Source organism: Streptomyces hundungensis, from assembly GCF_003627815.1.
Lineage (GTDB): Bacteria > Actinomycetota > Actinomycetes > Streptomycetales > Streptomycetaceae > Streptomyces > Streptomyces hundungensis_A.
Map to the genome: position 1 here is coordinate 6,406,650 of NZ_CP032698.1, position 26,997 is coordinate 6,433,646.

Below are 26,997 nucleotides of genomic sequence, written 5' to 3' on the forward strand. Positions count from 1 at the left end.
GCGCACACTTCAGAAGTTGTCAACCACCGCACAGCCAAAGGACGTTGAGCAGACACCCAGGATCAAATCCCTACCCACCGGTAAGCCCTAGGCTCACCCCATGCGCCGAGCCAAAATCGTCTGCACCCTGGGCCCCGCCACCGACACATACGACCAGATCAAAGCCCTCATCGAAGCCGGAATGGACGTAGCCCGCTTCAACCTCAGCCACGGCACCTACGCCGAACACGAACAGCGCTACCACCACGTCCGCACCGCATCCCAAGAAACCGGCCACAACGTCGGCATCCTCGCCGACCTACAAGGCCCGAAGATCCGCCTCGACCGCTTCCAAGAAGGCCCCGTACTCCTTGAACGCGGCGACACCTTCACCATCACCACCGAACAGAACACCCCAGGCGACCGCCACCTCTGCGGCACCACCTACACCGGCCTCGCCGGCGACGTCACCACCGGCGAACGCATCCTCATCGACGACGGCAAAGTCGCCCTCCAAGTCACCGGCATCGACGGCCCCCGCGTCACCACCCTCGTCACCGAAGGCGGCATGGTCTCCGACCACAAAGGCCTCAACCTCCCCGGCGTCGCCGTCTCCGTCCCCGCCCTCTCCGACAAAGACCAAGAAGACCTCCGCTGGGCCCTGCGCACCGGCGCCGACATCATCGCCCTCTCCTTCGTCCGCAGCGGCCGCGACATCGAAGACGTCCACCGCATCATGGACGAAGAAGGCCACCGCCTCCCCGTCATCGCCAAAATCGAAAAACCCCAAGCCGTCGACAACATCGACGACATCGTCGCCGCCTTCGACGGCATCATGATCGCCCGCGGCGACCTCGGCGTCGAAATGCCCCTCGAACAAGTCCCCATCGTCCAAAAACGCGCCATCAAACTCGCCAAGCGCAACGCCAAACCCGTCATCGTCGCCACCCAAATGCTCGACTCGATGATCGACAACTCCCGCCCCACCAGGGCCGAAGCCAGCGACGTCGCCAACGCGGTGATCGACGGCACCGACGCCGTCATGCTCTCCGGCGAAACCAGCATCGGAAAACACCCCATCGAAACCATCAAAACGATGAGCCGCATCGTGGAAGCGGCCGAGGAAGACGTCCTCGCCCAAGGCCTGCCGCCCCTCACCGACCGCAACAAACCCCGCACCCAAGGCGGCGCCGTCGCCCGAGCCGCCGCCGAAATGGGCGACTTCCTCGGCGCCAAATTCCTCGTCGCCTTCACCCAATCCGGCGACACGGTGAAACGGTTGTCCCGCTACCGCTCCCCCATCCCCCTCCTCGCCTTCACCCCCGAACCGGCCACCCGCTCCCAACTCAACCTCACCTGGGGCGTCGAGACCTACCTCGGCCCCCACGTCGAATCCACCGACGAGATGGTGGCGCAGGTCGACGAGATGCTCCTGAAGGTCGGCCGCTGCCAGAAGGGCGACGTGGTCGTCATCACGGCGGGCTCCCCACCGGGAGTGGCCGGCTCGACGAACCTGGTCCGCGTCCACCACATCGGCGAGGACGACAGCCCCAAGTAACCCTGGACCCCGGCCCCTTGCCCCACCCCTCGCAGGGGGCCGCCGTGCCGTCCGGTCAGTACTTGGGGCCTATGTGCTGGTCCATTAACGCGACGGATGCCTTGCGGGCGACGGATATGTTGAACGGGTCGCTACCGCGCGCGAGGGTGGTCCACTGGACGCTCACAGAGGTGAGGGCGTCACCGCACAGCCTGCGGATGTCGTCCGACTTGTTCGCGAAGAAGTACCGGGGGTACTCATACCGCTTGCGTACCCCGCCGACGACCTTCTCGGTCCAGTTGGTGATGCGGCAGCCGTCGGAGTGGATGAGGCCGCGTATGAACTCCCAGGGGTGCGCCTCGACGATGTCCCGTTGCCAGGGTTCGAGGGCGATGGGACGGTCGTGCTTCTTGCCGGGTCCGTGCTGAGGAAACAGGCAGTGCAGGTGCTTCGAGTAGACCTTGATGTTGTGGCAACCGACTTTGCGAACTCGGCACGTGGCGTTGTCGGGGAAGACCGCGCGCATCGAGGCCTCGGCTTCGGTCTGGATACCGGGCCACGCGTCATCGAGCGTGATCATGAGGTTCGGCACCCGGTGTGCCGAGTAATGGCTGATGTGACCGTCGCCGAGGTAGAGGCCCAGCAGGTATGCATACGCCGCGAAGTCCAACGGGCGGCCATCGCAGCGGGGGCACTTCGGGTCGTGGGAGCCCGGGCATTCGCCCCGTTTGGAGCGGTCCATATGGAGCCAGTACGAGACGGTGCCGACCGGCACGTTCAACTGGCGCGCCACGTCCGCGTTCCTCTTCCCGTCCCGCAGCAGCGTGAGCGCCTTCTGTCGCACCTCTGTGCCGTGAAGGTTCATACGGCAACCCTGCGTGACGGATCGTCGCTCCGCGTAGTAAAAAGCGGAGATCCACGCGAACGTGAACCTCCGCTTACGGAGTGTGCCGGGTGCGGGATTCGAACCCGCATGCCCTTTCGGACAGATGTGTTTGAGACATCCGCGTATGCCGTTCCGCCAACCCGGCAAGGCTGCTGGTGGGAGTGTACCCGCTCACGCGCGGCGCCAGCAGCTAGGTACCCTTCTGGGGAGCAGTATCTGCCCCGCACCGAGGAGCCCCCGTGACCGCCCCCGAGTCGCCCCAGCCCACCGCAGACGACGACGCGTCGCACGTCCCCCCGCTGACGACCCGCGTCGTCATCGCCGAGGACGAGGCCCTCATCCGCCTCGATCTCAAAGAGATGCTCGAAGAAGAGGGCTACGCGGTCGTGGGCGAGGCCGGTGACGGGCAGAAGGCCGTCGAGCTGGCTCGTGAGCACCGCCCGGACCTCGTCATCCTGGACGTGAAGATGCCCGTCCTGGACGGGATTTCCGCGGCGGAGCTGATCGCGAAGGAGTCGATCGCCCCGGTGTTGATGCTGACGGCGTTCAGTCAGCGGGACCTGGTGGAGCGGGCTCGGGACGCCGGTGCGATGGCGTATCTGGTGAAGCCGTTCTCGAAGAGCGATGTGGTGCCGGCGATCGAGATGGCGGTGTCGCGGTTCACGGAGTTGAAGGCGCTGGAGCGGGAGGTCGCGGACCTGTCGCAGCGTTTGGAGACGCGGAAGTTGGTGGATCGGGCGAAGTCGGTGTTGCAGACGCAGTACGGGTTGTCGGAGCCGGCGGCGTTCCGGTGGATTCAGAAGACGTCGATGGATCGGCGGATGTCGATGCAGCAGGTGGCTGAGGCGGTTATTGAGGATGCCGAGGAGAAGAAGGCGGCGAAGGGGGAGTAACCCCGCGCATGTGAATGAGTGTGGCCCGCATCCGGGGTTCCGGGTGCGGGCCACTCCCATATGTGTACCGGGGGTTCAGTCTTCGCCGAGGTAGGCCTTGCGGACGGATTCGTCGTGGAGGAGGTCCTGTCCGGTTCCGGAGAGGACGATTTTCCCGATTTCCATGACGTGGGCGTGGTCGGCGAGGGAGAGCGCGGCTTGGGCGTTCTGTTCGACGAGGAGGATGGTGGTGCCTTGGGCTTTGAGTTCGCTGATGGTGGCCATGATTTTCTGCATCATGATGGGGGAGAGGCCCATGGAGGGTTCGTCCAGCATCAGCAGTTTGGGCTGGGACATCAGTGCGCGGCCCATGGCGAGCATTTGTTGTTCGCCGCCGGAGAGGGTGCCGGCTGCTTGTTTGCGGCGTTCTCCGAGGATGGGGAAGAGGTCGTAGGCGCGTTGGATGTCTTTTTCGATGCCTGTTTTGTCGTCGCGGAGGTAGGCGCCGAGGCGGAGGTTGTCCTCGATGGTCATGCGGGGGAAGATGTGGCGGCCTTCGGGGGAGTGGGCCATTCCGAGGGCGACGATTTTGTGTGCGGGGACGTTTTTGAGGGGTTTGCCGTCGAAGGTGATGGTTCCGGCGAGGGGTTCGAGTAGGCCGGAGAGGGTGCGCAGGGTGGTGGTTTTTCCGGCGCCGTTGGTGCCGATGAGGGTGACGACTTGTCCTGCGTCGACGCTGAAGGAGATGCCTTTGACGGCTTCGATTTTGCCGTAGGCGACCCGGAGGTCCTCGACTTCGAGGAGTGCGGTCACGGGGTGTCTCCTTCGGTGCTTGTGGTGCTGCTCTGCGCTGTTTCGGCGGCTTCTACTTCGGCGAGTTCTTCTTCTCCGGGGGCGCCTTCGAAGGGGGTGCCGAGGTAGGCGGCGATGACGCGTTCGTCTGCTTGGACGATGTCTGGGGTGCCTTCGACGAGTTTTTCGCCTTGGACGAGGACGGAGACGCGGTCGCAGAGGTTCATGATGAAGCGCATGTCGTGCTCGATGACGAGGACGGCGATGCCTTGGTCGCGGATGGCGAAGATGAGTTCTTCGGCGGCGCGGGTTTCTTGGGGGTTCATGCCGGCGGTGGGCTCGTCGAGGAGGAGGAGTCCGGGTTCGCTGGCGAGTGCGCGGGCGATTTCGAGCTTGCGTTGTTCGCCGTAGGGGAGGTTGCGGCTGAGGTGGTCTGCTTTTGCGGCGAGTCCTGTGAACTCGAGGAGTTCCATGGCTCGTTCGCGGGATGCGTTTTCTGCTTTTTTGAATCCGGGGAGGCGCAGGAGTGCGGACCAGAGGCCTTCTTTGGTGCGGGTGTGGCGGCCGACGAGGACGTTTTCCAGGACGGTCATGTTGGGGAAGAGGCGGATGTTCTGGAAGGTGCGGGCGACGCCGGCTTGGGTGACGAGGTGGGGTTTGGGGGGAAGGACGGTGTCTTTGTAGGTGACTTTGCCTTCGGTGGGGACGTACAGGCCGGTGAGGCAGTTGAAGAAGGTGGTTTTGCCTGCGCCGTTGGGTCCGATGAGGCCGACGATTTCGCCGCTGTTGACGGTGAGGTCGACGTTGCGTACGGCGGTGAGGCCGCCGAAGCGCATGGTGACGCCGCTGGCGTGGAGGACGGTGTTGGTCGTGGTGGTCATGCTGGTCACGCCCCCGCCTTGGTGACGCCGACGGGTGTGTCGGTGAGGGTGGTGTCGGGTGTGTCGAGTTGGCCGGTTTCGTGGAATTCGAGCTTTTTCCTGCGGTCGGCGATGATGCCTTCGGGGCGCAGGCGCATGAGGACGATGAGGGCTATTCCGAAGAGGAGTAGTTGGTAGTCCTGCATGAATTGGAGTTTGGCCGGGATGAGGTAGAGCAGGGAGGCGCCGATGAGGGGTCCGCTCATGGTTCCCATGCCGCCGAGGATGACGGCGGCGAGGAGGAAGGCGGAGTTGGGGGGTACGGAGCCGGCGAATTGGTATTGCTCGGGGGTGACGGTGCTGGTGAGGTGGCCTTGTACGGTGCCGGCGAGTCCGGCGAGGGTGGCGCCGAGTGCGAAGGCGATGAGTTTGACGCGGAAGCCGTTGATGCCCATGGCGGTGGCGGCGGTTTCGTCTTCGCGGATGGCGACCCAGGCGCGGCCGATGCGGGAGTCGGCGCTGCGTCGGAAGACGGTGACGACGATGAGGGTGATGACGAGCATCAGGAGGTAGTAGTTGCCGGGTTTGCCGAGGGTGAAGCCGGCGACGTCGTGGCTGATGCCGAGGTCGTATCCGAAGATCGTGATGTCGGGGATGGCGGGGATGCCGCGGGAGCCGTTGGTGACGTTGGGTCCGCTGTTCCCGTTGAGGTTGTTCATGGTGATGCGGAAGATCTCACCGAAGCCGAGGGTGACGATGGCGAGGTAGTCGCCGCGTAGGCGCAGGGTGGGGGCGCCGATGAGGACGCCGAAGATGAGGGATGCGCCGGCGCCGACGAGGATGGCGGCCCAGAACGGGAAGTGGACGCCGATGCTGGAGGTGCTCGCGCCGGAGACGAGGGCGGCGGCGTAGGCGCCGACGCCGAGGAAGGCGACGTAGCCGAGGTCGAGGAGGCCGGCGAGGCCGACGACGACGTTGAGGCCGAGGGCGACGGTGGCGAAGATGAGGATGTTGGCGCCGATGAGGGCGTATTCGTCGCTGGATTGTGTGAAGGGGAAGCAGATCGCGGCGACGAAGGCGGCGCTGAGGGTGACGGTGCGGTGGTGTGCCGTGAGTGCGGAGAGGCGGGCGATGAGGCCGGCTTGGGTGATGGCGGCGAACGTGAACACGGCGGTGATGAGGAAGCCGATGAACAGTTCGGTGTAGGCGGTGTCGATGCCGTACGCGAAGACGTAGAGGCCGATGGCGAAGGCGGCGACGATGATGAGGATGCCGGCCCAGTCGGGGATGGCCCGGGCGGGGCGGGGGCTGGGGGCGGCGAGGGTGTGGCGGATGCGTTGCCAGGTGTTGTCGCCGGTGGTGTCGGTTCCGGGGGTGTCGCCGGGGAGGGCGAAGGCGGCGATGAGGGCGATGAGGGAGCCGAGGCCGGAGACGTAGGCGCCGGGTTCGAGGTTGACGATGCCGCCGAGGTCGGCGGAGATCGCGCCGAGGGTGTAGCCGGTGGTGCCGAAGGTGGCGAGGGCGAGGAGGCGCAGGGGGGCGTAGGTGCCGCCGGGGGTGAGCCAGCGCAGTCCGGGGACGCCGTAGGTGGAGAGGGCGAAGAGGATGGTGAGGGCTGCGGTGGTGAGGGTGAGGAGTTGGAGGCCGCCGGGGTAGCCGGTGACGGTGAGGTCGCCGGGGAAGTCGCTGGTCCAGGTCCATGCCAGGAAGGTGCCGATGAGGGCGGTGGTGGCGCCGGCGGTGACGGTGTGCCGGGCGAGGGTGGTGGGCAGCGGGATGAGGGGGGCCGCGCTGTCGGTGGCGGCGGGGGTGTTGATGTTGGTCATGGTGGTCACGCCCTGTCCGCGACGCGTTCGCCTAGCAGGCCTTGGGGTCGCACGAGGAGGACGACGATGAGGAGGACGAAGGCCCATACGTCCTTCCAGGCGCCGCCGCCGAAGAGTTCCATGCTGGGGATGTTGCCGATGTAGCCGACGGCGAGTGCTTCGGCGAGTCCGAGGACGATGCCGCCGAGCATGGCTCCGTAGATGTTGCCGATGCCGCCGAGTACGGCTGCGGTGAAGGCTTTGAGGCCCATGATGAAGCCCATGCGGAAGCCGACTTGGCCGTTGTGGAGGCCGTAGCCGACGGCGGCGACGGCGGCGAACGCGGCGCCGATGGCGAAGGCCATGACGATGATGCGGTCGGTGTTGATGCCCATGAGCTTGGCGGTGTCGGGGTCCTGGGCGGTGGCCTGCATGCCGCGGCCGGTGCGGGTCTTGGTGACGTAGAAGCCGAGGGCGATCATGCAGACGGGGGCGGCGATGAGGATGAAGAGGTCGCCGCGTTGGATGTTGGCGCCGAGGACGTGGAAGGGGCTGCCGTCGAACTGCGGGAAGGAGCGGTCCTTCTTGGCGTCCGGGTACCACTTCCATACGGCTTGCTGGAGGGCGAGGGAGAGGCCGATCGCGGTGATGAGCGGGGCGAGGCGGGGGGCGCCGCGCAGGGGCCGGTAGGCGAAGCGCTCGGCTGCGGTGGCGACGAGTACGGAGACGATGACGCCGCCGATGATCATGAGCGGGATGGCGGCGAGGAGGGAGAAGCCTGAGGGGAGTGCGAGGAACACGGTGAGTGCCCCGAAGCCCCCGACCATGAATATCTCGCCGTGGGCGAAGTTGATGAGCTGGACAATGCCGTAGACCATCGTGTAGCCGATCGCGATGAGTCCGTACATCGCGCCGAGGATGAGTCCATTGGCCAGCTGTTGCGGCAGTTCGTGCACCGCGGGGCCTCCGTGGATGTGAGCAGATATGGCACCGCGCGGGAGCGCTGGTGGCGCTCCCGCGCGGTCCTTGGGTTGCGGCGTGGCGGGATTCGCCGGGTTACGGCTTGTAGGCCTCGCTGAGCTCGGGCTTCCAGGCGCCGTCGGTGACCTTGTAGGCGGTCATCATCGTGTTGGTGGTGTCGCCGTACTCGTCGAAGGAGACGGGGCCGGTGACTCCGTCGAACTTGACCTTGCCGACGGCGTCGAGGACCTTGGCGCGCAGGTCGCTGTCGGGGAGCTTGCCGTTGTTGGCGGTGACGACGTCCTTGACGGCCTGGATGATGGCCCAGGTGGCGTCGTAGGTGCCGCCCCCGTAGGCCTCGTAGGCGTCCTTGTAGTTGGCGGCCTTGTAGTTCGCGATGAAGTTCTTCGCGGAGTCGAGCTGCTCGACGGGCTTGCCGACGGAGGTGGCGAGGTCGCCGGTGGCCTTCTTGTTGAGCTTGATGAAGTCGGCGCTGTAGATGCCGTCGCCGCCCATGAGGGGGATGTTGGTGCCGCTGTCCTTGAGCTGCTGGGACAGGGGGCCGGCGGCGGGGTATTCGCCGCCGTAGTAGAGGGCCTTGGCGCCGGTGGCCTTGACCTTGGCGACGATGGCGTTGAAGTCGCGGTCGTCGGGGTTGATGTGGTCGCTTCCGACGATCTTGCCGCCGAGCTTGGTGAAGGTGTCCTTGAAGGACGCGGCGAGGCCGGCGCCGTAGGTCTTCTGGTCGTCGATGAGGTAGACCGAGTCGAGCTTGGCGTTGTTGAACAGGTACTTGGCGGCGAAGGCGCCCTGGACCTGGTCGGTGGTGGCGGTGCGGAAGAAGGTCTTGTAGGGGCGCTTCTTGGTGCCGGTCTTCCAGCCGTCGCCCTGGGTCAGCTCGGTGCCCGTGTTGGCGGGGGATATCTGGGTGAGGCCGGCGTCGTTGAGCGGCTTCTGCATGGACTGCGAGACGCTGGAGTTCAGGGGGCCGACGACGCCGACGACGCTCTTGTCGCCGATGAACTTGGTGGCGTTCTGCTGGCCGACGGAGGGCTGGGCCTGGTCGTCGAGCGGCTGGGTCTTGAACTCGACGCCGGGGACGAGGTTCTGCTTGTTCGCCGTCTGGGCGGCGAGGTCGGCGGAGTTCTTGATGCCGAGGCCGAGGGCGGACAGGTCACCCGTGAGGGGTGCGTCGACGCCTATGACGACGGTCTGCTTCTTGCCGCTGCTGTCGTCGCCGCCTTTGTCGCGCGAGCCGCAGGCGGTGAGTGTGAGTGCGCCTGTGGTGAGCACTGTGGTGAGGATGAGCAAGGAACGGTGTCGCACGGTGGGTCCTTTCCCTGGCGCGGCCTCCTCGTGGCGAGGTGCCGTGTCGGTCGCCGGGCCGTACTGAGTGGTGAAGGCCGTGCAGTAGTCGCACCCGGCGGCGCGGTGACTGGCCGTGACTCTAGGCGCAGCTGAGGGGGGTGGGGAGCGGCCGGGACAGGATGTGACTTTCTTGTTATGCCAAGGCCAAACCTTGAGGGCACAGGGCTGACAATTTGTACATTTTGGGGCGTGGGGATTTCTCGCATGATGAGAACGCCCTGTTCCGCTAAGGGGCTTGAGGGGATCATGGTGCTGACAGGGCCCGGTGCGTCCGGAACCCGGTCGGTGGCCGGGCGGGTGCGTTCCGGTGGCCGGTTTGCGATCTTGACCCTCGCCATGATCGTTACGCTGTGTTACGAGGAGGTGGGCTGCTCGGGCTGTTTCGTCTGCGCCCAAGGGTCGGTCGTCGGGGTGCCGTTGCGATAGCGCTCGTCGCAACCCTGCTTGGCCCGCTGCTCGATGACGCGGTCACCGGCCGCCGCCCCGTGGGCCGCGCGCTCGGTGCGCGCCGCGGCCAGCGCCGTCAGAAGGATCGCGTTCTGCCCGTCCGACAGGCCCTTCTCCTGGTAGTCCAGACCCGAGCCCTGCCCCTGGTCCAGCTCCTGCTCCGCCCAGTACGTGACCAGGTGGGCGCAGAGTTCCGCGGGTGAAGTGACGTGCGGGGAGGGCGAGTTGATGCTCGGGGCGGTGGTGGAGGGGGTGCCGCGCGGGGGCGCCGCGGTGGTCGAGCAGCCCGCCAGGGCGGCCGATACGGCGAGCGCGCCCATCAGTGTCCACCGTGCCCGGGGCCGCGCTCGGGGTGTCATGACACGACGTTAAGGCGCGGCCCGTGAGCTGACAATGGCCGGTGAGTCCTCGACTCGACCGGCCATCGCTTCCTCAACTCGGCTTGTACGTACCGGAGTTGGTCGATCCGCACGCGGCGGGGGCCGCACCGACGCTCGGGTGGTCCGCTCCGTGGCGGGGTCCCTACCGCGGTCGGGTGGCCCGCGTCGCGCGGGCGCCGCGCCGCCCCGCGCGCCGGGCGCGTCTCGCGGGTGCTCAGCCCGCGAGGCCCTGCGCATCACGCAGCAGGCAGGTCAGCCGGGCCGTGCAGACCCGCTTGTCCTGCTCGTCGGTGATGACGACCTCGTACGTCGCCGTGGAGCGGCCCCGGTGCACGGGGGTGGCGACGCCGGTGACCAGGCCGCTGCGCACCCCCCGGTGGTGGGTGCAGTTCAGGTCGACCCCGACAGCGATCTTGGTGCTGCCGCCGTGCAGCATGGAGCCGACCGAGCCGAGCGTCTCGGCGAGCACCGCGGAGGCCCCGCCGTGCAGCAGCCCGTACGGCTGGGTGTTGCCCTCGACGGGCATGGTGCCCACGACCTTGTCCGCCGAGGCCTCGATGATCTGCACCCCCATGCGGGTGCCCAGATGGCCGGCGGAGAACATGGCGGGCAGGTCGACGCCGAGGGCCGCGTACTCATCGAGGACTTCCTGCGGAAACTTCACGCTGCGCTGCTCGCCCATGGGCTCCGGCTCCGTTCATCTGCGCTCGCACTGCTGTGTCCGCACCGTCATACCAGATGCCTGAGCAAACGCTTAGGACTCAGCTCTCATTCCCGGCCCCCGCCCCCTGGCGCGGGCCCTCGAAGCGGACCACCACCGACTTGCTGGCCGGGGTGTTGCTGACGTCGGCCGTCGCACCCAGCGGCACCAGGACATTGGTCTCCGGGTAGTAGGCGGCCGCGCAGCCGCGCGCGGTCGGATAGTGCACGACGCGGAAGCCCGGCGCGCGACGCTCCACGCCGTCCTTCCACTCGCTGACCAGATCGGTGTACGAGCCGTCGGCCAGGCCCAGTTGGCGGGCGTCCTCGGGGTTGACCAGGACGACACGGCGCCCGCCCTTGATGCCGCGGTAGCGGTCGTCGAGGCCGTAGATGGTGGTGTTGTACTGGTCGTGCGAGCGCAGCGTCTGGAGCAGCAGCCGGCCCTCGGGGAGCTCGGGGACCTCCACGGGCGCGGCCGTGAAGTTGGCCTTCCCGGTCGCGGTGGGGAAGCGGCGCTCGTCGCGCGGGGCGTGGGCCAGCTGGAAGCCGCCGGGGCGGGCGACCCTCGCGTTGAAGTCGTCGAAGCCGGGCACCACGCGGGCGATGCGCTCGCGGATCGTGGCGTAGTCCTTCTCGAACTCGGCCCACTCCACCGTGGACTTGGCGCCGAGGGTGGCCTGCGCCATGCGGACCACGATGGCCGGCTCGGACAGCAGATGGCGGCTCGCGGGGGAAAGGTTGCCACGCGAGGCGTGCACCATCCCCATCGAGTCCTCGACCGTCACGAACTGGCGGCCGCCGCGCTGCACATCCTTGTCGGTACGGCCAAGCGTCGGCAGGATCAGAGCGCGCCGCCCGGTCACCGCGTGCGAGCGGTTCAGCTTGGTGGAGACGTGCACGGTGAGCGAGGCGCGGCGCATCGCGGCCTCGGTGACCTCCGTGTCGGGGGTGGCGGCCACGAAGTTGCCGCCCATGGCGAAGAACACCTTGGCCCTGCCGTCACGCAGCGCCTCGATGGAACGCACCACGTCATAGCCGTGGTGACGCGGCGGAGCGAAGCCGAACTCCTTCTCCAAGGCGTCGAGGAAGGCGGGAGCCGGGCGTTCGAAGATGCCCATGGTGCGGTCGCCCTGCACATTGGAGTGGCCGCGCACGGGGCAGACTCCGGCGCCGGTGCGGCCGATGTTGCCGCGCAGCAGAAGGAAGTTGACGACTTCGCGGATGGTCGGCACGGAGTGCTTGTGCTGGGTCAGACCCATGGCCCAGCACACGATGGTGCGCTTGGAGGCGAGCACCATCGCGAGGGCCTCTTCGATCTCGGCGCGGGTCAGGCCGGTCGCGGCGAGGGTGCTGTCCCAGTCGGCCTCGAGGGCCGCGGCCCTGAACTCCTCGTATCCATGGGTGTGTTCGCGCACGAACAGCTCGTCGACGGCGCCCTCGGTCTCCACGATCAGCTTGTTCAGGAGGCGGAAGAGGGCCTGGTCGCCGCCGATGCGGATCTGGAGGAACAGGTCGGTGAGGGCGGCGCCCTTGATCATGCCCTGGGGTGTCTGCGGGTTCTTGAACTTCTCCAGACCCGCCTCCGGCAGCGGATTCACCGAGATGATCTTCGCTCCGGCGGACTTCGCCTTCTCCAGGGCGGACAGCATCCGGGGGTGGTTGGTGCCCGGGTTCTGCCCGGCGACCACGATCAGGTCGGCCTGGTGGAGGTCCTCCAGGGAGACGCTGCCCTTGCCGACGCCCAAGGTCTCGGTGAGCGCCGAACCCGACGACTCATGGCACATGTTGGAGCAGTCCGGCAGGTTGTTGGTGCCGAACTCGCGCGCGAAGAGCTGAAGCAGGAACGCCGCCTCGTTGCTGGTGCGGCCCGAGGTGTAGAAGAGGGCCTCGTCGGGGGAGGCCAGCGCGTTCAGCTCCTCGGCGATGATCTCGAAGGCCCGCTCCCAGGTGATCGCCTCGTACCGGTCGGTGCCCGGCGGCAGATACATGGGCTGGGTGATCCGGCCCTGCTGACCCAGCCAGTACCCGCTGCGGGTGGCGAGGTCGGCGAGCGGGTGCGCGGCGAAGAAGTCGGGTGTGACCCGGCGCAGCGTCGCCTCCTCGGCGACGGCCTTCGCCCCGTTCTCACAGAACTCCGCGGTGTGCCGCTTGTCGCCCTCGGGCCAGGCGCAGCCCGGACAGTCGAAGCCGTCCTTCTGGTTGACCTTCAGCAGCGTCCGCGCCGTGCGGCGCAGCCCCATCTGCTGCTGGGCCATGAGCAGTGTGTGACCGATGGCGGGGAGGCCGGCGGCGGCGTGCTTGGGCGCCTCGACCTGCGGCGCGTCCTGAACCGGATCACCTGCGGGCGGCTTGCTGGCCATGCGCTGCTCCCCTTCGAGCGAACACGAGATGCGTACGCCTTCGATCCTGTCACGCCGCACCGACAGCCGTGCGGCCCACGCCCCGGCCGGGGCGGGCGCGGGGCGGGCGCGCGGTGGACGCGGGGTCAGACCCGGGGGCGGGCCCGGGGCGGACCGGGGGCGGGCGGGGACTGGCGGGGATTGTCAGTGGGGCGTGGCAGGATCGGGGTCATGGCTGAGACAGCATCGAAGAAGACCCCGGACAACCGACCGCGCCTGCTCCTCATGGACGGCCACTCCCTGGCGTACCGGGCGTTCTTCGCGCTGCCCGCGGAGAACTTCACGACCGCGACGGGCCAGCCGACCAACGCGGTCTACGGCTTCATGTCCATGTTGGCGAACACCCTGCGTGACGAGGCGCCCACCCACTTCGCGGTCGCGTTCGACGTGTCCCGCAAGACGTGGCGCTCCACCGAGTTCCCCGACTACAAGGCGAACCGGTCGAAGACCCCGGACGAGTTCAAGGGCCAGGTCGAGCTGATCGGCGAGCTGCTCGACGCGATGCACGTCGACCGGTTCGCCACCGACGGCTTCGAGGCCGACGACATCATCGCCACCCTGGCCACCCAGGCCGAGGCCGCCGGCTTCGAGGTCCTGATCGTCACCGGCGACCGGGACTCCTTCCAGCTGGTCTCCGACCACGTCACCGTCCTCTACCCCACCAAGGGCGTCTCCGAGCTGACCCGGTTCACCCCGGAGAAGGTCGAGGAGAAGTACGGCCTGACCCCGCAGCAGTACCCCGACTTCGCGGCGCTGCGCGGCGACCCCTCCGACAACCTGCCGGGCATCCCCGGCGTCGGCGAGAAGACCGCCGCGAAGTGGATCAACCAGTTCGGTTCGTTCGCGGAGCTCGTGGAGCGCGCCGAAGAGGTCAAGGGCAAGGCCGGACAGAACCTCCGCGACCATCTGGACGCGGTGAAGCTCAACCGCCGTCTCACCGAAATGATCAAGGACGTCGAGCTGCCCAAGGGCCCGGCGGAGCTGGAGCGCGCCCCGTACGACCGAAGCGCGGTCACCGGCGTCCTCGACGTCCTGGAGATCCGCAACCCCTCACTGCGCGAGCGGCTCCTCGCCGTCGACCCGGGCGCCGGCGAGGCCCAGGCCCCCGCCCCGGCCGCCGGGGTGGAGGTCGACGGCACGGTCCTCGGCGCCGGAGAGCTCGCGCCCTGGCTGGCCGAACACGGCGGACAGCCCCTGGGCATGGCCACCGTCGACACCTGGGCACTGGGCTCCGGAAGCGTCACCGAGATCGCGCTCGCCGCGGCGGACGGCGCGGCCGGCTGGTTCGACCCCGCGCTGATCGACGCGGCCGACGAACAGGCCTTCGCCGCCTGGATCGCGGACCCCGCCCAACCGAAGATCATGCACAACGCCAAGGCCGCGATGCGGGTCTTCCCCGAACACGGCTGGAGCATCGCCGGCGTCGCCATGGACACCGCGCTCGCCGCCTACCTGGTCAAGCCCGGCCGCCGCTCCTTCGCGCTGGACGCCCTGTCGGTGGAGTACCTCGGGCGCGAGCTGGCCCCGGCCGGCGCCGCCGACGGGCAGCTCGCCTTCGGCGCGGACGACGAGGCCGAGGCGGCCGCCCTCATGACGCAGGCGCGAGCCGTGCTCGACCTGGGCGCCGCCTTCACCGAGCGCCTCAAGGAGGTCGGCGCGACGGACCTGCTGCACGACGTGGAACTGCCCACCTCCCTCCTGCTCGCCCGCATGGAGCGGTACGGCATCGCCGCCGACCGCGCCCATCTGGAAGCGATGGAGCAGCAGTTCGCCGGCGCCGTGCAGCAGGCCGTGAAGGAGGCACACGCCTCGGTCGGCCACGAGTTCAACCTCGGCTCGCCCAAGCAGCTCCAAGAAGTCCTCTTCGGTGAACTGGCCCTGCCCAAGACGAAGAAGACCAAGACCGGCTACACCACGGACGCCGACGCGCTGGCCTGGCTGGCCGCCCAGACCGAGCACGAACTGCCCGTCATCATGCTGCGCCACCGCGAGCAGGCGAAGCTGCGGGTCACCGTCGAGGGCCTGATCAAGACGATCGCCGCGGACGGCCGCATCCACACCACGTTCAACCAGACCGTCGCCGCGACCGGACGCCTGTCCTCCACCGACCCCAACTTGCAGAACATCCCCGTCCGCACCGACGAGGGCCGGGCGATCAGGCGCGGCTTCGTCGTCGGCGAGGGCTACGAGTCGCTGCTCACCGCCGACTACAGCCAGATCGAACTGCGCGTGATGGCCCACCTCTCCGAGGACGCCGGCCTCATCGAGGCGTTCGCCTCGGGCGAGGACCTCCACACCACGGTCGCCTCCCAGGTCTTCGGCGTCTCCAAGACCCAGGTCGACCCGGAGATGCGACGCAAGATCAAGGCCATGTCGTACGGCCTGGCGTACGGCCTGTCCGCCTTCGGCCTCTCGCAGCAGCTGAACATCGAGGCGGGCGAGGCGCGCGGCCTGATGGACACCTTCTTCGAGCGCTTCGGCGGCGTACGCGACTATTTGCAGCGCGCCGTCGAAGAGGCCCGCGCCACGGGCTACACGGAGACGATGCTGGGCCGGCGCCGCTACCTGCCGGACCTCAACAGCGACAACCGCCAGCGCCGCGAAATGGCCGAGCGGATGGCGCTCAACGCCCCGATCCAGGGCACGGCGGCGGACATCGTCAAGGTCGCGATGCTGAACGTGGACCGCGCCCTGACGGACGCCCGCCTCACCTCCCGACTGCTGCTCCAGGTCCACGACGAAATCGTCCTGGAGATCGCACCGGGGGAGCGCGAGCAGGTCGAGGCACTGGTGCGCCGCGAAATGGCGGGAGCGGTCGAACTCCGGGCGCCGCTGGACGTATCGGTGGGCTCGGGCCACGACTGGGAGTCGGCGGCGCACTAGGTCAGCGGGTCCGGCACCGCCGGGACCTGGGGGCGGGGCGGTGCCGGGGGACGGCGGGGGAGCCGGGGGCGGGTGCGGGGTGGGGCGTTAGTCGGCCGTTAGCCGGTAGCGGTTGGGTGGTTGGTGATTTCAATCTTCAGCTGACAGAGACCGATATCCCGTCAGCGATCATCAGCGTTCGGTATTCGGATCCGCTCTCCCCGCCGTCGGCCGGCGACCCGCAGATGGCGAAACGGTGAAAACCGGTCAGCCCACGGTGTCCTGGAACCCCCGGTTGCCGTAGTGTCACGTGAGTCTCGCGCTGGGGAGCGCGGACAGCCGAGTACGGGGAGGGACTTGACGTATGGCACCGCACATGGGCCGACGACTGCGTAAGGGAGCGGGAACCACGGCGGTGGCCGCGCTGGCGGTGGCGGCGCTGTCCGCATCGCAGGCGCCGGGAGTCGTGCACGCGAACAGCCCGATCGACCAGGCGGCTTCGGATGCGACGCCGACCCCGTCGTCCACCCCCGACGCCCCGGCCTCAGGCAACTCGCCGTACTACACGGACCTTCCGCCGCTCGTGTCGCCGACGCCGCCGCCCAACGCGTCGACCGGAACGCTTCCCGGCGGTGACGAGCAGGGCATACCGGCGACGGTTCTCGACGCGTACAAGCGGGCCCAGGCCGCGCTCGCGACGGACCGGCCGAACTGCCACCTCCCCTGGCAACTCCTCGGCGGCATCGGCAAGGTCGAGTCGGGGCACGCCAATGGCGGCCGCGTCGATGTCAACGGCAGGACGCTCACCCCGATCCTCGGCCCGGTGCTCAACGGCGCCGGGTTCGCCAACATCACCGACACCGACGGCGGCGCGTACGACGGCGACAAGGTGCACGACCGGGCCGTCGGCCCGATGCAGTTCATCCCGTCGACGTGGGCGTCCTCGGGCCGGGACGGCAACGGGGACGGCGTCAAGGACCCCAACAACGTCTACGACGCGTCCCTCGCCGCCGGTTTCTACCTCTGCGGAGGCAGCCGAGACCTCGCGGTGAAGGCCGACCTGGACAAGGCGATCCTCAGCTACAACCAGTCGCAGGAGTACCTGACCACGGTCACGACGTGGTTCGACTTCTACCGGCGCGGCAGCCACGAGGTCCCCGACGGCACGGGCTCGCTGCCCGTCCGCCGCAGCGACCAGACCCCCACCCCCCGGACCATCGGCAAGCAGCCGCCGGCCACGCCGACGACGCCGCCCAGCACGAAGCCGGCCCCGACGCCGACCGTCCCGCCGGTCAAGCCCCCGGTGCCGCCCACCAAGCCCAACGGCGGTGGCACGACCCCGAAGCCCACGACGCCCCGGCCGACGACGTTCGAGAACACCGGCGCCAAGGAGCTCACGGCGTTCACCGGCGGTGCGTTCGCCGGGCAGCCGACGGCGCGGGTGAAGGACGCCTCCGGCAAGGCGATGGCGAAGGTGTCGGTGAAGTTCGAGATCGTCGGCGACACCGACACCCGCTTCCCCGGCGCCGCGACCTCCGCGACCGTGACCACCGCGGCCGACGGCACCGCGACCGCGCCGGCCCTCGCGTCGGGTGAGAAGACGGGCACGTTCACCGTGCGGGCCACCGTCTCCACGGCCTCACTGCCCGCCATCGAGTGGAAGGCGACGGTCGTCGCCCGCCAGGCCGACGCGTTGCTGCGCTCCGACGCCAAGGAGCTGACGGCCGTGGCGAGCGGCGAGTTCGCCGCGCAGGTGTCCCTCAAGGCGACGTACAAGGGTGCGGTCGCCTCCGGCGTGACGGCGTCCGCGGCCATGGTCCAGGCGCCGGCCGCCGGCGCCGACTCGAAGGCCGCGCCCAAGGTCAACGACAAGGGCCCGTACTTCAAGGACGCCAAGGGCAACCCGGTCCGTGAACTGAAGGACCTGAAGACCGACGCGAACGGCGCCCTGATGCTGCCGAAGATGTACGCGGACGGTCAGGTCGGCACGTTCCTGCTCCGCGTCACCACCGAGGGCGGCGCCACGCTCACCCTCGAACTCAAGGTGGCCGCCGCCTCCTGAGCGGCCTTCCGGTCGCGCCTTTCTCAGCAGCCCCTCTGCCGCACGACGGCAGAGGGGCTGTTCGACGTGTTCTCATCTGCGCCGGGCGTTGCTACGGTGCCTTTTCCTGACGGTCCATCAGTTCCCGGAGGCCGAGCATGCGTGCCCTGATAGCCGCCGCCATCGGCCTGGTCGCCGCCCTCGCCCTCGTCCTGACGGTTTCGGCCATCGGCGCTCCCGAGGGCACGACCTCGCCCCACCCGCTGCTCACCACCGTGCCCAGCGCCCCGGGAAAGATCACCCAGACCAAGTAGAAGATCACTCAGACCAAGGAGAGGGAGAGCAGGTCCATGCGACGCAAAGCCAGTCTCGTCCTGCTCGCCCTCGCCGTGTTCTTCGCCGCCCTGTCGCCCCTGCTGCGCTGGTACGCCTTCCCCCGGCTGGCGAAGATCCCGCCCAGCCAGTACCAGGAGGCGGTTCTCGAAGCGAAGAACGCCACCCTCATCGACTACGGCACCATGCAGTCCACAACCGTCCCCAAGGTGACCGTCGTCCAGACGCTCAAAGGCAATGTGGAGGCGGCCAAGGAGATCGAGAAGAGCGCGGGCCGTGATGTGGTGGTGTGGGACACCCTCGCCTATGTGCAGGGCCCCGACGGCAAGATGGTCTCCCAGATCCCCGAGCGCTACATCTTCGACGCGCACACCCAGGCCCCCGTCCACGCCACCGGCGAGATGGTCGACGGCGACCCGGTCCAGCGCAAGGGCATCGAGTTCAAGTGGCCCTTCCTGACCGAGAAGCGGGACTACGAGTACTTCGACTTCCAGGCCCGCACCTCCGCGCCCATCCACTACCAGGGCACCCGGAAGTTCCACGGCCTCGACGTGTACTACTTCGAGCAGACCATTCCGTGGACGAAGGTGCCCTACCCGAAGAAGATGCCGCTGCCCGGCATCGACTCCAGCACCCTGGAGAAGTCCACCGGCACCTCCCTCTGGTACACCACCACCCGGAAGTTCTGGATCGACCCGGTCACCGGCGCCCCCGTCAACGGCGAGGAGCTCAACCAGGAGGAGATGCGCGGCGGTACCCTCCTCGGCGGCCGCGACAAGGTCACCGTGTTCGCCGGCGACGTCAAGATGCGCGACGACTACGTCAATTACACCGTCGACCTGGTCAAGAAGAACCGCGTCCTGATCCTGCTGCTCACCTCCTACCTCCCCTGGGGATTCCTCGGGCTCGGTATCGCCCTGCTCGCCCTCTCCCTCTGGCTGGAGGCCCGCGCCCGCCGCCCCAGCGATCCGCCGCCCGCCGTCAGCGAGCACCTCGACCCGGCCCTCGCCTGATCACGTCCCGACTGCTTGCGCCTGCGCCTGATCGCCTCCCTATCGTTCGAGCCGCGCCTTGGTGAACCGGGTCGGCTGCGCCGCCGTCGGATCCTCGGGCCAGGGGTGTTTGGGGTAGCGCCCGCGCAGCTCGGCACGGACCGCGCGGTATCCGTCGCGCCAGAAGTTCGCGAGGTCGGCGGTGACGGCGGCGGGCCGCCCCGCGGGGGAGAGCAGATGGACCAGGACGGGCACCCCGGCCACCTCGGGCGTGCCGTCCAGGCCGAACATCTCCTGCAACTTGACGGCCAGGACCGGCTGTTCACCCCCGTACTCCACCCGTATCCGTGACCCGCTGGGGACCTGGATGCGTTCCGGTGCCAGCTCGTCGAGCCGGGCCGCCTCCCCGGTCGCCCACGGCAGCAGCCGGTTGAGCGCGGCCCCCGCCTCGATCCGCCCGAGGTCGGACCGGCGACGTGCCCGTGACAGCTCCGGCTCCAGCCAGTGGGAAGCCCGCGCGAGCAGCGCCGCGTCAGCCACATCGGGCCACGGCTCCCCGAGCACCCGGTGCAAGAAGGCGAGCCGCTCCCGCAGTCCCTGCGCGTCCCGGGTCCAGCGCAGCAGGCCGAGCCCTTCTCGGGCCAGGCCGTCGAGCAGCGCCTCCCGCACGAGCGTGGCGTCGGCGTTCTTCAGTGGGCGTACGGACAGCTCGATCGCGCCGAGCCTGGCCACCCGGCGGGCCACGACGTCGCCGTCCTCCCAGTGCACCTCCTCGCCCTCGGACAGCCGGTGCCCCGAGGCGAGCCTGGCGGTCGACTCGTCGATGACGGCCGCGAGGCGGACCCGGGCGGACGCCGCCTGCACCGGCCGGTCCGCGACCGCCACCGCGAGCCAGCCCGCCGTGCCGAGCCCGGAGCCCTGCGCCACCTCGGCGCCGGTGCCGGACGCCATCAGGAACGAGCCGCCGCCACGACCCCGCGCCACCCGTTCGGGGAACGCCAGGGCGGCGACCAGACCGGCGGCGGCCTCGGCCGAGCCCCGCTCGGGATGGGTGCCGGCGAACGAGGCGAGGCGTCGCACCTCCTGGAGCCAGCGCGCCGCGTACCCGTCCCCGCCCCGGCGCGCGGTGCGCCAGGCAGCCGCCAGGTCGTCCCCGTACTCCCGTGGCGGCTCCTCGCTGAGCAGGGCCACCACCTCCGCGGCCCTGCGGGCACCGACCTCCGAAGCGCCGTCCAGGAGGGCCCGCGCGAGCCGGGGATGCAGGCCGAGCCGGGCCATGCGGGTGCCCCGGTCGGTGGCGCGCCCCTGGTCGTCGACCGCGCCGATCGCCGTCAGCACCGAACGGGCCGCGGCCATCGCGCCCGCCGGCGGCGGGTCGAGCAGCGCGAGGCCCTCGGCCGAGGGGTCGCCCCAGCAGGCGGCTTGCAGCGCGAACGCGGCCAGGTCGGCGACCTTGATCTCGGGGGCGGGGAAGCGCGGCAGGCGGATGTTCTCCGCCTCGGTCCAGCACCGGTACACCGTGCCCGGTGCCTCGCGCCCGGCGCGGCCCGCTCGCTGGCGGGCGGCCGCCTGCGAGGCCCGTACCGTGGTCAGCGCGCCCAGGCCCCGGGCGTGGTCCACGCGCGGTTCGCGGGCCAGGCCGCAGTCCACGACCACCCGCACCCCGGGCACCGTCAGTGAGGACTCGGCGACCGAGGTGGTCAGCACCACTCGCCGCCCGTCGGAACCGGCGAGCACCGCGTCCTGCACGGAGGCCGGGGCCCGGCCGTGCACCTGGAGCACCTCGACGCCGACCAATTCGCCCAACTGCCGTGCCACCCGGGCGATTTCACCCACCCCCGGCAGGAAGCACAGCACGTCGCCGGTCCGCTCGGCCAGTGCCCGGCGCACGGTGGCGGCCACATGCGAGAGCAGCGCCGGGTCCACCCGCATGCCGTGCGGCGGCCGCACCGGCTGTGCGGGCGGCGCCCACACCACCTCCACCGGATGGGAGACCCCCGCGGCCTGCACCACCGGGGCGTCCCCGAGCAGCCGGGACCAGCCCTCGGCGTCCGTCGTCGCGGAGGCCGCGAGCAGGCGCAGCTCCGGTCGCAGGGCGGCCCGTACGTCGAGAAGGAAGGCGGCCACCGTGTCCGCGTCGAGATGGCGCTCGTGGCACTCGTCGAGCACCACGACGTCGACCCCGGTCAACTCCTGGTCGCGTTGCAGGCGTTGGAGCAGTACGCCCGTGGTGACGACCTCCACGACGGTCTCGGCGCCCACGGAACGCTCGCCGCGCACGGTGAAGCCGACCCGGCCGCCCGTCCGCTCGCCGAGCAGCCACGCCATGCGGCGCGCGGCCGCCCGTGCCGCGATCCGGCGGGGTTCGGCGACTATGACCCGGCGCGCCGGGCCGCCCCCGACCAGCCCCGCGAGGACGAGCGGCACGAGGGTGGTCTTGCCGGTGCCGGGCGGGGCGCACAGCACGGCCGTGCCGTGCCCGTCGAGGGCGGCGAGCAGCTCGGGCACGGCCTCGCGTACGGGGAGGGCGTCGAGTGCGGCGGTTCGGATCATGCGCTCAGTGTCGTACGTCGCGCCGGGCGGCGTGACGCTCTGTCCACAGGGGCGGTGCGTTTGTATGACTGATGCTGGGCGGCGTGGGCCGCTACCGTCCCGGGCGGGCCCGCCGGCCGCGCGAGCTCAGTCCCGTACGCACACGAAGATGGCCGTACCGGGGATCAGATTGCCCCGCAGCGGGGACCAGCCGCCCCACTCCTGGGCGTTCCAGGCCGGCCACTCGGGCTCGACCAGGTCCTCCAGGCGGAAGCCGCCCGCCACCACGTCCCGCACCCGGTCACCCAGCGTGCGGTGGTGCTCGACATAGACCGCGTCACCGTTCTCGTCCTGCTCGACATAGGGAGTGCGGTCGAAATAGGAGGCGGCCACGGACAGGCCCTCGGGGCCCGGCTCGTCGGGAAAGGCCCAGCGGATCGGGTGGGTGACCGAGAAGACCCAGCGCCCGCCGGGGCGCAGCACCCGGCGGACCTCGCGGAAGACCTTCACCGGGTCCGCCACGAACGGCACCGCGCCGTACGCCGAGCACGCGAGATCGAAGGAGCCGTCCTGGAAGGGCAGGGCACCCGCGTCCGCCTCGATCAGGGGAAAGGCGCCGCCGTCGATGCGCAGCGCGTGCTGGAGCTGGCGGTGCGAGAGGTCCAGGGCCACCGGGCGCGCGCCCTGCGCGGCCAGCCACCGCGAGCACTGGGCCGCGCCCGCGCCGATCTCCAGGACGTCCAGGCCCGCGAGGGAGCCGGCCGGGCCGAGCAGCCGCACGTCCGCCTCGTCCAGGCCCTCGGGTCCCCACACGAACCGGTCGTCCCCGAGGAACGCCCCGTGGTCGGTCTGGTACTCGTCGGCGTTGCGGTCCCACCAGCCCCGGCTGGCCCGGCTGCTCTCCGTGTCCCCGGCGGTACGCCGGGTCGCCTCGGGCTCGGCATCGGAGCCGTTCTCGGACTCGTACGCTTGGATCTCTTGGCTCATCGTGTCCGTCGTTGTAGTTTGCGCGGAACGCGACCCCGTGTTCTCGAAGGTTCTCGAAAGAGGTCTGCGGGGCCCATCGGGGCCTCGGGGAACCTTAGTTGTGCCGGGATTGCGGGGATCCGCCCCGGGTGTGCGCCTTCGCGCATTGACCCTGTCCGGCTGCCCCCGTATGCTACAAGTTGCGCTGCGAGCCTGCGCACCTCAGACCTAGCAGGCGCGCTTCCATCTGTTGTATGTCCCCTCGGTTGTCGAGGCGCCATCCGGACCGACCCGGATCGGCGCTTCCCAGGCTGTCCGGCTTATGCAGAGGCGATACGGGCTTTCGGCGTGGCAGTACCTACGACTTTCTGTCCGTAACCGGAGCCCTTTCCCACATGACGAGCAGCACCGAGACCACCTCTACCACTCCGCAGGTAGCGGTCAACGACATCGGTAACGAGGAAGCCTTCCTCGCCGCGATCGACGAGACGATCAAGTACTTCAACGACGGCGACATCGTCGACGGCGTCATCGTGAAGGTCGACCGGGACGAGGTCCTGCTCGACATCGGTTACAAGACCGAAGGCGTGATCCCGAGCCGCGAGCTCTCGATCAAGCACGACGTCGACCCGAACGAGGTCGTCAAGGTCGGCGACGAGATCGAGGCCCTGGTTCTCCAGAAGGAGGACAAGGAAGGCCGTCTGATCCTGTCCAAGAAGCGCGCTCAGTACGAGCGTGCCTGGGGCACGATCGAGAAGATCAAGGAAGAAGACGGCATCGTCACCGGTACCGTCATCGAGGTCGTCAAGGGTGGTCTCATCCTCGACATCGGCCTCCGTGGCTTCCTGCCGGCCTCTCTCGTCGAGATGCGTCGTGTCCGCGACCTCCAGCCCTACGTGGGCAAGGAGCTCGAGGCGAAGATCATCGAGCTGGACAAGAACCGCAACAACGTGGTCCTGTCCCGCCGCGCCTGGCTCGAGCAGACCCAGTCCGAGGTTCGCCAGACGTTCCTCACCACCCTTCAGAAGGGTCAGGTCCGCTCCGGCGTCGTCTCCTCGATCGTCAACTTCGGTGCCTTCGTGGACCTGGGTGGCGTCGACGGTCTCGTGCACGTCTCCGAGCTCTCCTGGAAGCACATCGACCACCCGTCCGAGGTTGTCGAGGTCGGCCAGGAAGTCACCGTCGAGGTCCTCGACGTCGACATGGACCGCGAGCGTGTCTCCCTGTCGCTGAAGGCGACGCAGGAAGACCCGTGGCAGCAGTTCGCCCGTACGCACCAGATCGGGCAGGTCGTCCCCGGTAAGGTCACCAAGCTCGTTCCGTTCGGTGCGTTCGTGCGCGTCGACGAGGGCATCGAGGGCCTGGTCCACATCTCCGAGCTGGCCGAGCGCCACGTGGAGATCCCGGAGCAGGTCGTCCAGGTCAACGACGAGATCTTCGTCAAGGTCATCGACATCGACCTCGAGCGTCGCCGGATCTCGCTGTCCCTGAAGCAGGCCAACGAGTCCTTCGGTGCCGACCCGGCGTCGGTCGAGTTCGACCCGACCCTGTACGGCATGGCCGCGTCCTACGACGACCAGGGCAACTACATCTACCCCGAGGGCTTCGACCCCGAGACCAACGACTGGCTCGAGGGCTACGAGACCCAGCGCGAGGCGTGGGAGGGCCAGTACGCCGAGGCGCAGTCGCGCTTCGAGCAGCACCAGGCCCAGGTCATCAAGTCCCGCGAGGCCGACGAGGCCGCCGCTGCCGAGGGCGCTGCCGCTCCGGCCGGTGCCCCGGCGGGCGTCTCCGGTGGTTCGTACTCCTCGGAGTCGGACGACAACTCCGGCGCCCTGGCGTCGGACGAGGCGCTGGCTGCCCTGCGCGAGAAGCTGGCGGGCGGCCAGAGCTGACGCTCCGACCCCAGCCGGTAGATAGCTGAAAGTAAGGCCCGCTCCCCTTGGGGGGCGGGCCTTACTTCATGTCCGGCGCCGGACGGAACGCGCGCCCCTACGGGGTGACGGGAATGTTGGTCAGCCCCTTGCCGCCGGTGACGGTGTTGCTGCTGTAGACGGTCGTGGGGCAGGTGGCCGCGCTGTAGTTGGTGACGTTGACGGCGAGCCGCAGCGCGCCGGGGGAGTCGCTCAGGTCCGAGGTGTTGGCGCGGAAGACCGTGCCGCAGCCCCACCCGGACTGCTGGGTGTGGGTCTCGTAGCCGTTGTTCAGGGTGTGCACCCCGGTGTTGCCCTCCACCAGGACGCCGTTTCCCTTCACGTCGACCCAGGAGTCGTCGAAGTTGGCGTTGGTCAACCCGCTGCCGTCGAAGTGGTTGCCCACGATGCGGGTGCCGGTGGTGCCTTCCTTGACGTCGACGTTCTCGCCGCCGACGCCGGGTCCGATGGTGTTGTCGCGGATCTCCACCTGGTCGCTGCGGTCCGAAAGATCGCCGGCCGTGCCGACATACACGCCCTCGCCCATGCCGCTGCCGTCCCGGCCGGTGTCGTAGATCCGCGAGTTTCTGATGAGGCCGTTCTTGCTGGACTTGCGGAAGTGCACGCCCTCCATGGTGAGGCCGTGCACGGTGACGGAGTCCAGGACGACGCCGACGGCCGTGTCCATCACGATGCCCTTCTGGCCTCCGGTGACCGTCAGGCCCTGAACGGTCCAGTACGAGGCGCCGTTGAGGTGGAGCCCATAGCCGCCGCCTGCGGTGAGCACGGCCTTGGACGAGCCGGCCAGCGTGATCCGCGCCGAGGTGGTGCCGGCGGTCGTCGCCTTGAAGTTGCCGCTGTACGTGCCGTCGGCCAGCTTGATCGTGTCGCCGGGCCTGGCCGCGGTGAGGGCGGACTTGAGCTGAGCGGCCGTGGCCACATTGATGACCGCCGCGGTATCGGCGTGGGCGGTGGCGAGGGCGGGTGCGCCCATGGCGAGGGCGGTGGTCAGCAGGGCGAGAAGCAGCGGGCGAGTGCGCATGGGGGGATCCTCCGCGTCTACGTCATGTTCTGGTACATGAATGTGGGGTGAGAACCTGAACTGCGTATCGCTCGGTGAACCTAGGGTGGCCGTGTGGGCATGTCAAGGTCTGGACCAGTGGGCATCCGGCGGGAGGCGTCTCGGCCCAACTCGGCTGCCCCGCAAGCGGGTTGACCGACGCGTCGGTCGTGAGCGGCTTGTGACGCGCGCCTCCGTGCACCAGCAGTTGCTCAGCCCTCTCCGGCGAGTACCGCTTTGGGGGAAAGCGGCGAGGACGGGAATGCTCGCGTCCCGGCGGTCGTTCTTCCTGATGAACACGAGGAGGAGCGGTAATCGTGCTTGATCCGCAGAGTTTGTACGAATGGGAGCCGAAGGGCCTCGCCGTCGTCGACATGGCGCTCGCGCAGGAGTCGGCGGGCCTGGTCATGCTGTACCACTTCGACGGCTACATCGACGCGGGTGAAACCGGCGAGCAGATCGTCGAGAAGGTGCTGGACGCACTGCCCCACCAGGTGGTTGCCCGCTTCGACCACGACCGACTCGTCGACTACCGCGCCCGCCGCCCCCTGCTGACGTTCCGGCGCGACCGCTGGACCGACTTCGAGGTGCCCGCGCTGGAGGTGCGCCTGGTGCAGGACGCCACGGGCGCGCCCTTCCTGCTGATGTCGGGCCCCGAGCCGGACGTGGAGTGGGAGCGCTTCGCGCTCGCCGTCCGCCAGATCGTGGAGCGCCTCGGTGTGCGACTTTCGGTCAACTTCCACGGCATCCCGATGGGCGTGCCGCACACCCGCCCCGTCGGCCTCACCCCGCACGGCAACCGCACCGACCTGATGCCCGGCCACCGTTCGCCGTTCGACGAGGCGCAGGTGCCCGGCAGCGCCGAGTCGCTGATCGAGTACCGCCTCATGGAGTCCGGCCACGACGTCCTGGGCGTCGCCGCCCATGTGCCGCACTATGTGGCGCGTTCCTCCTACCCGGACGCGGCCCTGACCGCCCTGGAGGCGGTCACCGCGGCAACGGGCCTGGTCCTGCCGAGCGTTGCGCACACCCTCCGTACGGAGGCGCAGCGCACCCAGACCGAGATCGAGCGACAGATCGGCGAGGGCGACGAGGAACTGGTCAGCCTGGTGCAGGGACTTGAGCACCAGTACGACGCGGTGGCGGGCGCCGAAACGCGCGGCAACCTCGTCGCCGAGCCGGCCGACATCCCCTCGGCGGAGGAGCTGGGCCGCGAGTTCGAGCGCTTCCTCGCGGAGCGGGAGGGCGACGCCTAGGGCCTGTTCGGCGGATCTGGTCGCTGTCGGGTGCCTTGGCTTTGTGGTGCTGGTG

Annotated in this window: 20 protein-coding genes and 1 tRNA gene; 8 read left to right on the plus strand and 13 right to left on the minus strand. The window is 69.1% G+C overall.

Annotated features, from left to right (window positions below; genetic code table 11):
* Positions 1–100: 100 nt before the first annotated feature.
* Positions 101–1,537, plus strand: coding sequence for a pyruvate kinase (gene pyk / locus DWB77_RS28395; protein ID WP_120724380.1), 1,437 nt, complete (start codon positions 101–103; stop codon positions 1,535–1,537).
* Positions 1,538–1,592: 55 nt separating this feature from the next.
* Here the strand turns inward: pyk and DWB77_RS28400 are convergent, their stop codons facing one another.
* Positions 1,593–2,381, minus strand: a complete 789-nt coding sequence (locus tag DWB77_RS28400) for a helix-turn-helix domain-containing protein (RefSeq protein WP_120724382.1) — start codon at positions 2,379–2,381, stop codon at positions 1,593–1,595.
* Between the two features lie 83 nt (positions 2,382–2,464).
* Positions 2,465–2,547 (minus strand) — tRNA-Leu (locus DWB77_RS28405).
* Between the two features lie 94 nt (positions 2,548–2,641).
* Here DWB77_RS28405 and DWB77_RS28410 point away from each other — a divergent pair.
* Entirely contained in the window at positions 2,642–3,295 is a 654-nt protein-coding gene (locus DWB77_RS28410; RefSeq protein WP_120724383.1) for an ANTAR domain-containing response regulator, read from the plus strand.
* A 75-nt stretch (positions 3,296–3,370) separates the two neighbouring features.
* Here DWB77_RS28410 and DWB77_RS28415 read toward each other — a convergent pair whose 3' ends face one another.
* From DWB77_RS28415 to DWB77_RS28450, 8 genes are all read right to left on the minus strand, one after another.
* Positions 3,371–4,087, minus strand: a complete 717-nt coding sequence (locus tag DWB77_RS28415; RefSeq protein ID WP_120724385.1) for an ABC transporter ATP-binding protein — start codon at positions 4,085–4,087, stop codon at positions 3,371–3,373.
* Positions 4,084–4,947 carry an ABC transporter ATP-binding protein gene (locus DWB77_RS39330; protein ID WP_428985201.1) on the minus strand — a complete coding sequence of 288 codons (864 nt, stop codon included), beginning with the start codon at positions 4,945–4,947 and terminating at the stop codon, positions 4,084–4,086. The genes DWB77_RS28415 and DWB77_RS39330 overlap by 4 nt, the downstream gene beginning before the upstream one ends.
* 5 nt (positions 4,948–4,952) lie before the next feature.
* Positions 4,953–6,752, minus strand: coding sequence for a branched-chain amino acid ABC transporter permease (locus DWB77_RS28425; RefSeq protein ID WP_120728356.1), 1,800 nt, complete (start codon positions 6,750–6,752; stop codon positions 4,953–4,955).
* Between the two features lie 5 nt (positions 6,753–6,757).
* Positions 6,758–7,687 carry a branched-chain amino acid ABC transporter permease gene (locus tag DWB77_RS28430; RefSeq protein WP_120724389.1) on the minus strand — a complete coding sequence of 310 codons (930 nt, stop codon included), beginning with the start codon at positions 7,685–7,687 and terminating at the stop codon, positions 6,758–6,760.
* A gap of 100 nt (positions 7,688–7,787) precedes the next feature.
* The gene (locus DWB77_RS28435) at positions 7,788–9,002 is read right to left on the minus strand and encodes a branched-chain amino acid ABC transporter substrate-binding protein (protein ID WP_120724391.1); all 1,215 of its coding nucleotides are present in this window, start codon (positions 9,000–9,002) and stop codon (positions 7,788–7,790) included.
* Positions 9,003–9,412: 410 nt separating this feature from the next.
* Positions 9,413–9,865 (minus strand): hypothetical protein, encoded by a 453-nt coding sequence (locus tag DWB77_RS28440; RefSeq protein ID WP_162952637.1) that lies wholly within the window; start codon positions 9,863–9,865, stop codon positions 9,413–9,415.
* 235 nt (positions 9,866–10,100) lie between these two features.
* Positions 10,101–10,568, minus strand: coding sequence for a PaaI family thioesterase (locus DWB77_RS28445; RefSeq protein ID WP_120724395.1), 468 nt, complete (start codon positions 10,566–10,568; stop codon positions 10,101–10,103).
* 79 nt (positions 10,569–10,647) lie between these two features.
* Positions 10,648–12,948 carry an FdhF/YdeP family oxidoreductase gene (locus DWB77_RS28450; protein ID WP_120724397.1) on the minus strand — a complete coding sequence of 767 codons (2,301 nt, stop codon included), beginning with the start codon at positions 12,946–12,948 and terminating at the stop codon, positions 10,648–10,650.
* Between the two features lie 210 nt (positions 12,949–13,158).
* Here DWB77_RS28450 and polA point away from each other — a divergent pair, with 210 nt between their 5' ends.
* From polA to DWB77_RS28470, 4 genes are all read left to right on the plus strand, one after another.
* Positions 13,159–15,870 (plus strand): DNA polymerase I, encoded by a 2,712-nt coding sequence (gene polA / locus DWB77_RS28455; protein ID WP_120724399.1) that lies wholly within the window; start codon positions 13,159–13,161, stop codon positions 15,868–15,870.
* A gap of 343 nt (positions 15,871–16,213) precedes the next feature.
* Positions 16,214–17,911 carry a lytic transglycosylase domain-containing protein gene (locus DWB77_RS28460; protein ID WP_120724401.1) on the plus strand — a complete coding sequence of 566 codons (1,698 nt, stop codon included), beginning with the start codon at positions 16,214–16,216 and terminating at the stop codon, positions 17,909–17,911.
* Positions 17,912–18,048: 137 nt separating this feature from the next.
* Positions 18,049–18,204: an SPW_0924 family protein gene (locus tag DWB77_RS28465; protein WP_120724403.1), complete on the plus strand. Its 156-nt coding sequence runs from the start codon at positions 18,049–18,051 to the stop codon at positions 18,202–18,204.
* A gap of 36 nt (positions 18,205–18,240) precedes the next feature.
* Positions 18,241–19,236, plus strand: coding sequence for a DUF3068 domain-containing protein (locus tag DWB77_RS28470; protein ID WP_120724404.1), 996 nt, complete (start codon positions 18,241–18,243; stop codon positions 19,234–19,236).
* Positions 19,237–19,275: 39 nt separating this feature from the next.
* On the opposite strand, the gene hrpB is transcribed toward DWB77_RS28470, so the two are convergent.
* Both hrpB and DWB77_RS28480 read right to left on the minus strand, forming a co-directional pair.
* Positions 19,276–21,768: an ATP-dependent helicase HrpB gene (hrpB, locus tag DWB77_RS28475; RefSeq protein WP_120724406.1), complete on the minus strand. Its 2,493-nt coding sequence runs from the start codon at positions 21,766–21,768 to the stop codon at positions 19,276–19,278.
* A gap of 126 nt (positions 21,769–21,894) precedes the next feature.
* Positions 21,895–22,734, minus strand: coding sequence for a class I SAM-dependent methyltransferase (locus DWB77_RS28480; RefSeq protein ID WP_120724408.1), 840 nt, complete (start codon positions 22,732–22,734; stop codon positions 21,895–21,897).
* 374 nt (positions 22,735–23,108) lie between these two features.
* Between DWB77_RS28480 and rpsA the strand changes: the two genes are divergently transcribed.
* The gene (gene rpsA / locus DWB77_RS28485; RefSeq protein WP_053729297.1) at positions 23,109–24,608 is read left to right on the plus strand and encodes a 30S ribosomal protein S1; all 1,500 of its coding nucleotides are present in this window, start codon (positions 23,109–23,111) and stop codon (positions 24,606–24,608) included.
* A gap of 97 nt (positions 24,609–24,705) precedes the next feature.
* On the opposite strand, the gene DWB77_RS28490 is transcribed toward rpsA, so the two are convergent.
* Positions 24,706–25,668: a right-handed parallel beta-helix repeat-containing protein gene (locus DWB77_RS28490; RefSeq protein WP_120724410.1), complete on the minus strand. Its 963-nt coding sequence runs from the start codon at positions 25,666–25,668 to the stop codon at positions 24,706–24,708.
* A gap of 335 nt (positions 25,669–26,003) precedes the next feature.
* On the opposite strand from DWB77_RS28490, the gene DWB77_RS28495 reads away from it, so the two are divergent.
* Positions 26,004–26,942 (plus strand): PAC2 family protein, encoded by a 939-nt coding sequence (locus DWB77_RS28495; RefSeq protein ID WP_120724411.1) that lies wholly within the window; start codon positions 26,004–26,006, stop codon positions 26,940–26,942.
* Positions 26,943–26,997 lie beyond the last annotated feature (55 nt).